The organism is Blastococcus sp. SYSU D00669 (genome assembly GCF_054050715.1).
This window is the reverse complement of sequence record NZ_JBJGZV010000031.1, coordinates 1-11,515: the sequence shown is the minus strand read 5'-3', so window position 1 is coordinate 11,515 and position 11,515 is coordinate 1. Positions and strand designations below refer to the sequence as shown.

General features: G+C 75.5%; 13 protein-coding genes. 2 read left to right on the top strand and 11 right to left on the bottom strand.

What is annotated here, in order from left to right; translation table 11 throughout:
• Positions 1-16: 16 nt before the first annotated feature.
• The 4 genes from ACI8AF_RS19720 to ACI8AF_RS19705 all read right to left on the bottom strand — a co-directional run bounded on the left by ACI8AF_RS19720 (position 17) and on the right by ACI8AF_RS19705 (position 3,543).
• On the bottom strand, positions 17-553 hold the full coding sequence (locus tag ACI8AF_RS19720; RefSeq protein WP_456541445.1) for an N-acetyltransferase family protein: 537 nt from the start codon (positions 551-553) through the stop codon (positions 17-19).
• Positions 550-1,650, bottom strand: a complete 1,101-nt coding sequence (locus ACI8AF_RS19715) for an alpha/beta fold hydrolase (protein WP_456541444.1) — start codon at positions 1,648-1,650, stop codon at positions 550-552. Before ACI8AF_RS19715 ends, ACI8AF_RS19720 begins: the two co-directional genes overlap by 4 nt.
• Entirely contained in the window at positions 1,571-1,981 is a 411-nt protein-coding gene (locus ACI8AF_RS19710; RefSeq protein WP_456541443.1) for a hypothetical protein, read from the bottom strand. The genes ACI8AF_RS19715 and ACI8AF_RS19710 overlap by 80 nt, the downstream gene beginning before the upstream one ends.
• A 65-nt stretch (positions 1,982-2,046) precedes the next feature.
• A complete protein-coding gene (locus ACI8AF_RS19705) occupies positions 2,047-3,543 on the bottom strand; it encodes a long-chain-fatty-acid--CoA ligase (RefSeq protein ID WP_456541442.1) in 1,497 nt (498 codons plus the stop codon).
• 108 nt (positions 3,544-3,651) lie between these two features.
• On the opposite strand from ACI8AF_RS19705, the gene ACI8AF_RS19700 reads away from it, so the two are divergent.
• On the top strand, positions 3,652-4,422 hold the full coding sequence (locus ACI8AF_RS19700) for an SDR family NAD(P)-dependent oxidoreductase (RefSeq protein ID WP_456541441.1): 771 nt from the start codon (positions 3,652-3,654) through the stop codon (positions 4,420-4,422).
• Between the two features lie 114 nt (positions 4,423-4,536).
• Positions 4,537-5,769, top strand: coding sequence for a fibronectin type III domain-containing protein (locus tag ACI8AF_RS19695; RefSeq protein WP_456541440.1), 1,233 nt, complete (start codon positions 4,537-4,539; stop codon positions 5,767-5,769).
• A 4-nt stretch (positions 5,770-5,773) separates the two neighbouring features.
• Here the strand turns inward: ACI8AF_RS19695 and ACI8AF_RS19690 are convergent, their stop codons facing one another.
• From ACI8AF_RS19690 to ACI8AF_RS19660, 7 genes are read right to left on the bottom strand one after another with little or no spacing between them, the layout of a single operon-like run.
• Entirely contained in the window at positions 5,774-6,673 is a 900-nt protein-coding gene (locus ACI8AF_RS19690) for an alpha/beta fold hydrolase (protein ID WP_456541439.1), read from the bottom strand.
• Positions 6,670-7,272, bottom strand: a complete 603-nt coding sequence (locus tag ACI8AF_RS19685; protein ID WP_456541438.1) for a dienelactone hydrolase family protein — start codon at positions 7,270-7,272, stop codon at positions 6,670-6,672. Before ACI8AF_RS19685 ends, ACI8AF_RS19690 begins: the two co-directional genes overlap by 4 nt.
• Positions 7,269-7,559 (bottom strand): hypothetical protein, encoded by a 291-nt coding sequence (locus ACI8AF_RS19680; protein WP_456541437.1) that lies wholly within the window; start codon positions 7,557-7,559, stop codon positions 7,269-7,271. Before ACI8AF_RS19680 ends, ACI8AF_RS19685 begins: the two co-directional genes overlap by 4 nt.
• Positions 7,560-7,614: 55 nt before the next feature.
• Complete coding sequence (locus tag ACI8AF_RS19675; protein ID WP_456541436.1) at positions 7,615-8,460, bottom strand: SDR family oxidoreductase; 846 nt, start codon at positions 8,458-8,460, stop codon at positions 7,615-7,617.
• A gap of 21 nt (positions 8,461-8,481) precedes the next feature.
• Positions 8,482-9,861, bottom strand: a complete 1,380-nt coding sequence (gene chrA / locus ACI8AF_RS19670; protein ID WP_456541435.1) for a chromate efflux transporter — start codon at positions 9,859-9,861, stop codon at positions 8,482-8,484.
• A gap of 12 nt (positions 9,862-9,873) precedes the next feature.
• Positions 9,874-10,305, bottom strand: a complete 432-nt coding sequence (locus ACI8AF_RS19665; RefSeq protein WP_456541434.1) for a chromate resistance protein ChrB domain-containing protein — start codon at positions 10,303-10,305, stop codon at positions 9,874-9,876.
• Positions 10,302-10,796, bottom strand: coding sequence for a Chromate resistance protein ChrB (locus tag ACI8AF_RS19660; RefSeq protein WP_456541433.1), 495 nt, complete (start codon positions 10,794-10,796; stop codon positions 10,302-10,304). Before ACI8AF_RS19660 ends, ACI8AF_RS19665 begins: the two co-directional genes overlap by 4 nt.
• Positions 10,797-11,515 lie beyond the last annotated feature (719 nt).

Here is an 11,515-nt window from a genome sequence, read left to right as displayed (position 1 = left end):
ACTTGACCCGAGCCGGTCAGCCCGGGTCCGCGCCGAGCTCCTCGGGCAGGCCGACGGTGTCCATGCCCGACCACGTCTCGTCGACGTGGTGGGCCAGCACCATCAGGTCGCGCAGCCGGCCCTCCCGGTCGCGGATCTGGTCGCGCAGCAGCGCCTCGCCGCTGAACCCGAGCGCGGTGAACAGCGCCAGCGCGGCACCCTGCTCGGCGACCACCTCGACGACGAGCTTGGTCAGCCCGGCCCGCACCCCCTCGACGAGCGCGTGCCGAGCCAGGTCGCGGCCGAGCCCCCGGCCGCGCGCGTCCGGCGCCAGCACCAGCCGGACCTCGCCGACGTGGTCGGACCAGCCGGGCAGCCGCAGCACGGCCACGTAGCCGTGGATCCGGTCGCCGTCCCGGGCGACCCAGCGATCACCGCCGGTCGTCCACGACCGGACGGTCTCGGCGTCGGTGACGTCCTCCCGGATGAACGTGCGGTCGCCCTCGGGCAGCTCGCGGAAGAAGCGCAGCAGCGCCTCGCAGTCCTCCGCCGCCAGGGGGACGACGGCGGTCACGCGGCCTCCTCGCTGCGCCGGCGGAGGAAGTCCAGGATCGTGGGCACCGTCGTCCGCGCCGCCGTCCGCCCCACCACCAGGCCCATGTGGCCGGCGTCCAGGCACAGCTCGTGCTTGTCCGTGGAGCCGACCAGGTCGACGAGCGGGGCGGTCGCCGCCGGCGGCACGATGTGGTCGCGGTCGGCCCGGACGGTCAGGAACGGCACGGTGACGTCCCGCAGGTGCACCGGGTCGCCGGCCACGGTGAGCCGGTCGGTGAGCATGCCGTTGTCGCGCACCAGCATCCGCACGGTCTCGCGGGCGGCCGCCCCGGGGAACGGCACGTGGTCGTCGGACCAGCCGGTCATCGCCTGGTAGGCCGCGACGTACTCGTCGTTCCAGAGCCGCTCCCAGAGCGTCACGTAGCGGGTCACCTCGGCGGTCGGGGTCAGGCTGCGGAAGCCCTGGACGACGACCGACGGCGGCACGTTGCCGTTCTCGTCGAGCACGTCGTCGACCTCCAGGCCGCCCACCCGGAAGAGGTCGGCCAGCGGGCCCATGTGCCGGAAGTCGACCGGGGTGGCCAGCACGGTCAGGCTGCGCAGCGGCGCGTCGGGGTGGTGCGCGGAGTACAGCAGGGCGAGGTCGCCGCCGAAGCAGTAGCCGAACAGGTTGACCTCGTCGCAGCCCGACAGCTCGCGGACCCGGTCGACCGCGGCGGGGATGTAGTCGTCGACGTAGTCCTCGAGCCGGTTCTGCGCGTCCCGCTCGTCCGGCTCGCCCCAGTCGACCAGGTAGACGTCGAACCCGGCGGCCAGCAACTGCTCGACGAAGCTGTTCCCCGGTGCCAGGTCGAGGACGAAGCTGCGGCTGATCAGGCTGAAGACGACGAGCAGCGGCGGCCGGTAGCGGACTCCGCCGGTGACGTCGGGGTCGCTGCGGTAGTGCCACAGCTGGCACCGACCGCGCTGCCAGACGACGTCCTTGGGGCTCAGGCCGACGCCCGGCCGGTCCAGGCCCGCGGCGAGCTTGATGCCGTTACGGGCCCGCAGGGCGTTGCGCTCGACGTCGCGCCGGACGCGGTCGAGGATCGTCTGCGGGCTCGGCACCGTCGGCACGGAGGTCCTCCACGCTGGTCGGGTCGGTGGTCGTCCGGGGGACCCGGCGCCGTTCGGTCTCCAGCTGCAAGTTCAGGCGGCGGACCTCGCGGTCGAGCGCGCCGATCTGCGCGCGCAGCCGGCTGACGTCGGAGCCGGCGGGCAGGTTGAGCAGGTGCCAGGCCCGGGCGGTCAGCCCGCGCGCCGAGTCCCGTGCCAGCTTCTGCGCCCGCTGCACGAGGGCGGCCCCCTGGGCGAACCCGGGCGTCCGCACGAACGCCTCCGCCCGCGGCGTCACCGCCCTGTCGACGGCGTCGTAGGCCTGCCGCCACCGGGGACCGGTCGATGCCACATCGCTCCCGCGGGCCGCTCCGCTCCTCGCTCGTTCCTCGCTGCGGTGCCCACGGCCGTGTCCGCTCATCGCACGCCCTCCGGGACCTCCACCGCGCGGCGCAGGATCTTGCCGGTCGGCCCCTTGGGCAGCGCGTCGACCAGCCAGACGTGCCGCGGGTACTTGTAGGCCGCCACCCGCGCCCTGGTCCACTCGCGCAGCTCGTCGGGTTCGGCGGTCGCGCCGGGCTTCAGCGCGACGGCGGCGGCGACCTCCTCGCCGAGCTCGGGGTGCGGCACGCCGACGCAGGCCACCTCGGCGACCGCGGGGTGCTCGTAGAGCGCCTCCTCGATCTCCCGCGGGTACACGTTGTAGCCGCCGCGGATGATCATCTCCTTCTTGCGGTCGACGATGAAGAAGTAGCCGTCGGTGTCCTGGCGGGCGAGGTCGCCGGTGCGGAACCAGCCGTCGGGGATCGCCTTCGCCGTCTCCTCGGGCTTGCCCCAGTAGCCGGTCATCACGTTCTCGCCGCGGATGGCGATCTCGCCGACGTCGCCCCGGCCGACGTCGCGGCCGTCGTCGTCGACCAGGCGCATCTCCACCCCGCGGATCGGCGTGCCGATCGAGCCCGGCTTGCGCTCGGCGTGCGGGTGGTTGAAGGAGGCCACCGGCGAGGTCTCCGACAGCCCGTAGCCCTCCAGCACGATGCAGCCGAAGGTCTCCTCGAACGAGCGCATGACCTCCACCGGCATGGCCGAGCCGCCGGAGACGCACAGCCGCAGGCTCGAGACGTCGGCCTGGCCGGCCTCGGGCGCGTGCAGCATCGCGGCGAACATCGTCGGCACGCCCTCGAACACCGTCACCCGGTCGCGCCCGATCACCGACAGCGCCTTGGCGCCGTCGAAGCGGGGGACGAGGGTGAGCAGCGACCCGGCGAGCACGCCGGCGTTGAGCGCGCAGGTCAGGCCGAAGACGTGGAACAGCGGCAGGCAGCCCATGATCACGTCGTCCGGACCGGCCTCGAGCAGCGTCTCGGTGGTGGTGCGCGCGTTGCTGCGCAGCCCGGCGTGGGTCAGCTCCGCGCCCTTCGGGGGCCCGGTGGTCCCCGACGTGTAGAGGATCACCGCCGGGTCGTCGTCGGCCCGCTCGACGGCCTCGGGGAGCCCGTCGGGTGCCATCGCCTGCTCGGGCAGCACGGGGTCGACGGCGATGGCCTCGACGCCGACGGTGGCCGCGGCCTCGGTCGCCGCCTGCGCGACCTGCTCGGCGGCCAGCACCAGGCGGGCGCCGGAGTCGCGCAGGTAGTACTCGACCTCGCGCGCCTTGAGCAGCGGGTTCATCGGGACGACGGCGGCGCCGGCCAGCTGCGCGCCGTAGAACAGCACCGGGAACGCGACGACGTTGGGCAGCACCATGCCCACCCGGTCACCGGGCGCGATGCCGCGCTGCGCGAGGAACGCGGCCACGCGGGCGGCGGCGTCGCGGAACTCGGCGTAGGTCAGGACGGCGTCGTCCATGCGCAGCGCGGGCCGGTCCCCGTGCCGCTCCGCCGTGTCGAGCAGGTTCTGCGCCAGGTTGCCCATCGATCTCTCCCCCTCGAGCCCGCCGGGTGCGCGGTCTACCCGCCGGGTGACCTGTGCAACACCTGACCTACCGTCAGGTCGACGGCACGCGACGAGAGGGGACCTTCCGTGAGGGACCGCACGATCCTGGACCTGTTCCGGCTCGACGGCCGGGTGGCGATCGTGACGGGGGCGTCCTCCGGCCTCGGCGTCGACTTCGCCCGGGCGCTGGCCGAGGCGGGGGCCGACGTCGTCCTGGCCGCCCGCCGCGAGGACCGGCTGGGGCACGCCCGCAGCCTGGTCGAGGAGGCCGGCCGCCGGGCGCTCACCGTGCGCACCGACGTCTCGGTGCCCGAGGACTGCCAGGCGCTGGTCGACGCGGCGATGGCCGAGTTCGGCAAGGTCGACATCCTGGTCAACAACGCCGGCGTCGGCACCGCCGTCCCGGCGACCCGGGAGACCCCGGAGCAGTTCCGGCAGGTCATCGACGTGAACCTCAACGGCTGCTACTGGATGGCGCAGGCCTGCGGCCGGGTCATGCAGCCCGGCAGCTCGATCGTCAACATCTCCAGCATCCTGGGCCTGACCACCGCCGGGCTCCCGCAGGCGGCCTACGCGGCCAGCAAGGCCGGCCTGATCGGCCTGACCCGCGACCTCGCCCAGCAGTGGACCGGCCGCAGGGGCATCCGGGTGAACGCGCTGGCCCCCGGCTTCTTCGCCTCCGAGATGACCGACAGCTACCAGCCCGGCTACCTCGACTCGCAGCTGCCCCGCGTCCTGGTGGGCCGCCCCGGCGAGCCCGACGAGCTGGCCGCGGCGCTGCTGTTCCTGGTGAGCGACGCCGGTGGGTACGTCACCGGGACCACGCTGCCGGTGGAGGGCGGTCTGCTCACCAGCTGACCGCTGCGCCCGGACGGGTGACAGCGGGACCGACGACGCTGCCGCTGGCGGCCCCGGTGACATAGCGTGACCGCCGTCGGCCCGGTGCGGGCCTCGAGCGAGCGGGAGCGCGGCGTGAGCGATCCGTACGCCGGTCAGGGCTGGCCGCCCGGGCAGCCCTGGGGTGGTCAGCAGCCCGGGTGGGGGGTTCCGCCGGCGGCGCCGGACCGGCCGCCCTGGCAGCAGGCGCAACCGCAGCCGCCCGCCTGGCAGCAGCAGCCGGCCTGGCAGCAGCCGGCGCGGTCCTGGGGGTCGCTCGGCACACCGGGTGGCGGCGGGGGGACGAGCCGGAAGGGCCTCTGGTGGACCCTCGGTGCGGCCGGGCTGGCCCTCGTCGTCGCGGCCGGTGTCGTCGTCTTCCTGCTCCTGCGCGGTGTCGGCGAGCCCGGCGCCGTCGCGGTGGACGCCGACGACGACGGCCGGGTCGTGGTCAGCTGGGAGGCCGCGCCCCGCGCGGAGAACTACGAGGTCTACCGCGACGCCGACCTGCTGGGCACGACCACCGAGACCAGCTGGCCCGATCCCGAGGCCCCGGGGGCGACGGAGGTCCGCTACTCCGTCGTCGCCGTCGGCGAGGACGGCGACCGGTCGGAGTCCGTGGCCGCCGACCCGTTCGTCACCCCGCTCGACGCCCCGGCAGCGGTGACCCTGACGGTCGAGGGCCCCGACGTCGTCGTCAGCTGGCAGGCGGTCGACGGCGCGGAGCGGTACGAGGTGCTCCGCGACGGCGAGGTGGTGGCCGCCGACGTCCCCGAGACCACCTTCACCGACGTGGTCCCCGAGAACGGTGACCACGTGTACGGGGTGGTCGCGCTGGACGACGACGGCGCCGGCCGGTCGACGGTGACGGAGCAGGAGGTCTTCGCCCCGGGTCCGTGGGAGGAGGCGTGGGCGATCGGGCAGGCCTTCCCGGACCTCGTCGGGCCCGAGCCGGGCGCGGCCGCCTGGATGGGCGCCACCTGCGAGATCGACACCGTGGACACGCTCGAGGCCTTCGTCTTCTGCGAGTACCCCAACGGGCTCTACGTCGAGGTCCTCCAGTTCCCCGACGTGGCGGCCCAGGACGCGCGGGTGGAGGAGATCCGCGACATCGCCGAGCCGGGCAGCCGCACCTGGACCGGGCCCTCCGGCGAGGAGGAGGGCGGGCTGTTCCGCAGCCCGGCCGCCTCGGCGACCCCGTGGCTGTTCCTGACCTTCTGGGACGGCGAGCTCGACCTGTTCGCCGTCTACGCCGACTGGGAGGGCGGGCACACCGCCCAGGAGCTCGACGAGGTCTGGTTCGCCTACGCGCCGCTGCTCCCCGAGTGACCCCTCAAGCCCGCTCGGCCCGCTGCACCAGCCCGGCGATCCGGTCGGTCAGCTCCGGCCAGACGGCGCGGGGCAGGTCGTGGCCCATCCCGTCGACCACAAGCAGCTCGGCGCCGGGGATCGCCGCGGCGGTGGCCCGCCCGCCGCTGACGTCGACCAGGGCGTCCTCCGCGCCGTGCACGACCAGCGCGGGTACGCCCACCGCGGCCAGGTCGGCGGTGCGGTCGGGCGTGCTCAGGATCGCGGCGAGCTGGCGGGCGACGCCGGCCGGGTTGTACCGGCGGTCGTAGGAGAGCCCGGCGCGCTCGCGGACGGCCGCCTCGTCGAGCTCGAAGCCGGGCGAGCCGATGACCCGGTAGGTGTCGACCGCGCGCTGGACGGCGCTGCCCCGGTCGGTGGCCGGCGGTGCGAACAGCACGCCCATGCCCGCCTCCGACGGCGTCCCCACCGCGGGGTCGCCGGTCGTCGACATGATCGAGGTCAGGCTGCGCACCCGCGCCGGGTGCCGGATCGCGACGAGCTGGGCGATCATGCCGCCCATCGAGGCGCCGACCACGTGCGCGCTGTCCAGGCCGAGCGCGTCGAGCAGCCCGACGGTGTCGTCGGCGAGGTCGGCCAGCGCGTACGGGACCGTCGACCGGTCGCCGCCGAGGACGGCGCCGAGGTCGGGCACCCCGCGGTCGTCGAGGTGGGTGGACAGGCCGATGTCGCGGTTGTCGAAGCGGACGACGAACAGCCCGCGGTCGGCCAGGCCGCGGCAGAACTCGTCCGGCCACCCGATCATCTGCGTGGCCAGGCCCATCACCAGCAGCACCGGCGGGTCCGAGCGGTCCCCGAACGTCTCGAAGGCGAGCTCGAGCCCGCCCACCTCCGCCCGCTGGATCCCCGGCTCCGTCGTCGTCACGCCCCGGACGGTAGCCCGGCGCCACGGGCGCGACCGCACCGGTCGAGGAAGGCGAGCGAGCGCTCGACGATCAGCTCCGTCGCCGCGGGGTCGTGGTCGTCGAGGCTGTCGTCGCAGACCAGGTGGCCGGTGCCGGGGTAGCGGAAGAGCTCGGCGCCGGGCACGGTGCGGGCCAGCTCCTCGGCGGCGGGGCGGTCCTCCTCGCTCCACGGGTCGTCGTCCACGAGGTGCAGCTGCAGCGCGACACCGTCGGGCCACGACCCGAACTCCGCGGCCGGCACGGCCGAGAACAGCAGCAGCGCGCCGAGGGCACCGGCCCGCTCCTGCGCGAGCCGCTGCGCCGGCAGGACGCCGAGCGACAGGCCGGCGTAGACGGTCTCGGGCGGCAGGTCGGCCACGGCCGCGGCCCCGCGCTCCAGCACCGTGCCGAACCCGATCTCCTGCGCGTGCGCGACGCCCTCGTCGATCGAGCCGAAGGTCGCCCCGTCGAACAGGTCGGGGACCGTGACCCGGTGGCCGCCGGCGGACAGCCGCCCGGCGAACCGGCGGACGCCGTCGGTCAGCCCCCGGGCGTGGTGGAACAGGACGACGTCGATCACCCGCGGTCGTCGGCGCCGGCGGCCAGGCGGTCGGCCTCGGCGTCGGCCGCGCCCACCGCCTCGCCGCCGTCGGTGGCGCGCTCGGCGTCCGCGCCGGCGTCGAGCGCGCCCTCCTCGACGGTGTCCCGCAGCGGGGTGTCGCGGTCGGCGCCCGCCCGCCGGGCGTCCTCGGCGGCGTCGGCGGCGCCGACGGTCTGGCCGTCCTCGGTCGCGCGGTCGATCATGTCGTCCTGCGCGTCGCCGGCGGCGACGGGCGGGACGCCCTCGGAGCTGGACTGGATGGACATCGTCGGCCTCCTGGTGTTCAGCGGCGACCCCGCCCATACCCAGGGCGGACGTCGATCACAACGTCGCGGCGCGGGCCACCTGCTCGAGCGTGCGGGCGGGGTGCCCGGTGAGGTCGGGGACGGCGGTGCTGACACCGGCCAGCTCCCCGGCGGCGATCGCGGTGTAGGTCGACACCCAGGCGGCCACCTGCCAGTCCGGCGCCCCGTAGGAGGCGCGCGAGGCGTAGGCCTCCTCGACCGTCTCCGGGACGTAGCGCACCTCCCGCCCGGTGACGCGGCCGAGCACCTCGGCGACCTCGGCGAGGGTCAAGGCCTCCGGCCCGGTGAGGTCGTAGGTGCGGCCGGCGTGCGGGGCGGGATCGCGCAGCACGGTCGCGGCGACGTCGGCGACGTCGTCCTGCGCGACCGCGGCGACCCGGCCCTCGCCGGCCGGGCCGCGCAGCACGCCGTCGTCCCCGATCATCTGCGGGAAGAAGTCGGCGTAGAGGTTGTCGCGCAGGAACGTGAACCGCAGGCCGGAGGCCCGGACGTGCTCCTCGGTGGCCCAGTGGTCGCGGGCCAGGGTGAACGTCGCGTCCGGGGCGGCCCCGTGGAAGGAGACGTAGACGAGGTGCTCGACGCCGGCCGCCGCCGCGGCGTCGACGAAGGTGCGGTGCTGGTCGACGCGGTCGGGGGTCTCGGCGGCCGACACCATGAGCACGGTCGGCAGGCCGGCCAGGGCGGTGCGCACGGCGTCGGCGTCGGCGTACGCCGCCCGGACGGCCTCGGCGCCGGGTAGCTGCGGGGCGCGGGCCGGGTCGCGGGCGAGGAGGCGCTGGGGCAGGCCGGCGTCGGCGAGGCGGCGGGCGATCCGCCCGCCCAGCCGGCCGGTCGCGCCGGTGACGGCGAGGGGGTGCGACATGCCCGCGAACGCTAGGGCACGCTAGGCGAGGGGCAGCCCGGCCAGCCCGGCGGCGAGCCCGAGGACGGCGCAGACGCCGAGGGTGCGCAGCACCGACCACCGCACCCGGAACAGCAGCGCCGCGGCCACCAGGGCGATGACGAGGGGCACCCACCTCAGCGTGGTCGGATCGGGCAGCTCCAGCGCGAACGGACCGCCGTCGACGGCCACGGTCTCGGAGAACAGCGTGTGGACGGCGAAGTAGACGCCGAGGTTCGCGATGACCCCGACGACCGCCGCGGTGATGCCCGACAGCGCCGCCGACAGCGACCGGTTTCCGCGCAGCCGCTCCATGTACGGGGCGCCGAGCAGCACGAACAGGAAGCTCGGCACGAAGGTCACCCACGTGACCAGCAGCGAGGCCAGGACGGCCGCGACCCACGGGTCCAGGTCGCCCGGTGCGCGGTAGGCGCCGAGGAACGCGACGAACTGCACGACCATGATCAGCGGACCGGGCGTGGTCTCGGCCAACGCCAGGCCGCGCACCATCTCGCCGGGGGAGAGCCAGCCGTAGACCTGCACCGCCTGCTGGGCGACGTAGGCGAGCACCGCGTAGGCGCCGCCGAACGTGACCACCGCCGCGCCGGAGAAGAACAGCCCCTGCTCGGTGAACACGCTGCCGGCACCGGTGAGCAGGGCGACCGCCGCGACCGGCAGCCCCCAGACCAGCAGCCCGACGACCAGCACCCGCAGGGTGCGGCGGGCGCTGGGGGTCTCGTGGTGCAGCACGTCGTCGGAGACCACCGGCGGCGGGCCGGCGTCCGGGCCCTCCGCCGCACGCTTCTGCGGCAGCGCGGCCGGCCGCCACCGGCCGAGGGCCCAGCCGGCGAGCCCGGCGACCGCCACCACCACGGGGAACGGGACGGCGAAGAGCGCGAGGGCGAGGAACGAGGCCACGGCGATCGCGACCAGCGCCGGGCTGTCCAGCGCCTTCTTCGCGACGCGGACGACGGCCTGGACCACGATGGCGAGCACCGCGGCGGCGAGGCCGGTGAACAGCGCGGTGACGGCGGTCGTGGTGCCGAAGGCGACGTAGACCGCCGAGAGCACCAGCAGGGCCACCACGCCGGGGAGGACGAACAGGCCCCCGGCGACCAGGCCGCCGCGGGTGCCGTGCAGCAGCCAGCCGACGTAGGTGGCCAGCTGCTGCGCCTCGGGCCCGGGCAGCAGCGTGCAGTAGTTGAGGGCGTGCAGGAACCGGCGCTGGCCGATCCATCGCCGCTCGTCGACCAGGGTGCGCTGCATGACCGCGATCTGGCCGGCCGGACCGCCGAAGGTCTGCAGCGAGATCAGGAACCAGGCCCGCACCGCGGTGCCGAACGGCACCCCGGTCTGCTGCGCCGGGCGGGTGTCGGGGTCCATGCGTCCTCCGGGTCAGGCCGGTTCGCGGCCGAGCAGCAGGCGGCGGCGGTGGAACTCGTAGAGGCCGTCGAAGACCGGCCCGGAGACGGCGAGCGTGCGCTCGTCGGTGCCGGTCATCGACAGCCCGCGCAGGACGACGTCGAGCCCACGGGCCTCGGGGGCGTCGAAGCGCTCGTCGTCCAGGTCGGCCTCGTGCACGATCTCGGCGATCCGCCAGAGCACCGGGTCGGTGATCCCGTGGCGCCGGAGGATCGTCTCGAAGGAGCAGTCGCCGCCGGAGTGGCCCAGCTCGGCGCCGCGCATGTCGAACGGCGTGGCGTCGGAGGGCACCTGGGCGGGGTCGGAGACGAAGACGAACTCCGCCTCGGGGTCCAGGAAGCGCCGGATCAGCCAGGCGCACGCGGCGCGGTCGATGTGCACGCCGGCCCGGGTCGCCCACCTCACCGCGCCACCGCCGTCTCCGCGGCGGCCACCGCGTCGGCGAGCTCGCGCAGCGCCGCTGCGGCGGTGTCCCGCTCGGCCGGCGGGAAGAAGTCGCGCTTGTCGATCGCCCGCCACTCGCCGCGCAGGCGGCGCAGCGCGCGGCGGCGCTCCGCCGGGTCGGCGTGCAGCGCCTCGCGGCACTCCTGCGCCAGCGCCCCGTACTCCGCCGCCCGGGCCGCGGCCATCCCCGCGGCCAGCCGGCGCTCCTGCGCCTCCGACGTCGGCCGGGCGAGCCAGACGTCGGCGGTCCCGTCGGCCTCGACGACGTCGCCGGCCAGCCACTCCAGCTGCTCGCGCGTGCGCGCGTCGGCGGGCAGGGCCACCAGGCCGTCGGCGAGCTGGGCCACCCCGAGCCGCCGGAGCCGCCGCCACAGCGTCGTCCGCGGCCCGGACGGCTCGCGGGGGAGGCGGTAGGCCAGGAGCACCCACTCGCCGGGAGCCGCCGCCGTCACGGCGCCGATGCAACCACGGTTGCACTTGGGTGTCCAGCCACGGGCGGCGTGCGGGGTCGCGGCGTCTCACCGGTGTGCGCCGCGCCCACCGGTCCCCGCCGCCCCCCGACGACGGACCGCTCGCCTGGTGGGAACGGGTGCTGGTGGCCGCGGGGGTCGTGATCTGCACGGCCGGCGTCCTGCCGGCCGGGGGAGCCGTTCCGTGGTGAGGGGACATGGCGGAGGACGACGACGGCTTCACGGAGTTCGTCCTCGAGCATCGCGTGGCCCTCCTGCGGACCGCCCGCGCCGCCGACGGCGACACCGGCCGTCACGCCGGACGCGGGCGAGGCCCGCGCCCGCGTCGCGGCGCTGGTCGCCGCCGCGGGCGGTCGGGACGCCGCGCTGGCCGAGCGCCCGACCCGCCGGGACCCCTCGTGCGCGGACGGCGAGGGCTGGAGCCCGTACGGCGGGCTGCCCGGGAGCGCCGTGGTCGAGGGGCTGGCGTCTGCCCGCTCCCGGCGGGCTGACGCTGGTGGTGGGTGGGGGGCCAACCATTGCGCCCCGGACGAGTGGTGTCTTCTGGCCCGGGCTGCGGTGGTGCTGAGCTAGTTGTACTGACCAGAGACGTTGGTCGAGGACGTGTGACCACGAGATCTGACTGCTGATCTTGTGGAGGAGGACCTCCGGACGTGGAGTGGAGCTGCTGAAGGCACCCACTCACGAACCGGAGGTCCTCG

Excerpts from the sequence above, each read along its gene's own strand:
- ACI8AF_RS19705 (WP_456541442.1), bottom strand. The coding sequence starts at position 3,543 with ATGGGCAACCTGGCGCAGAACCTGCTCGACACGGCGGAGCGGCACGGG.
- ACI8AF_RS19680 (WP_456541437.1), bottom strand. The coding sequence starts at position 7,559 with ATGTCCATCCAGTCCAGCTCCGAGGGCGTCCCGCCCGTCGCCGCCGGC.
- ACI8AF_RS19675 (WP_456541436.1), bottom strand. The coding sequence starts at position 8,460 with ATGTCGCACCCCCTCGCCGTCACCGGCGCGACCGGCCGGCTGGGCGGG.
- chrA (WP_456541435.1), bottom strand. The coding sequence starts at position 9,861 with ATGGACCCCGACACCCGCCCGGCGCAGCAGACCGGGGTGCCGTTCGGC.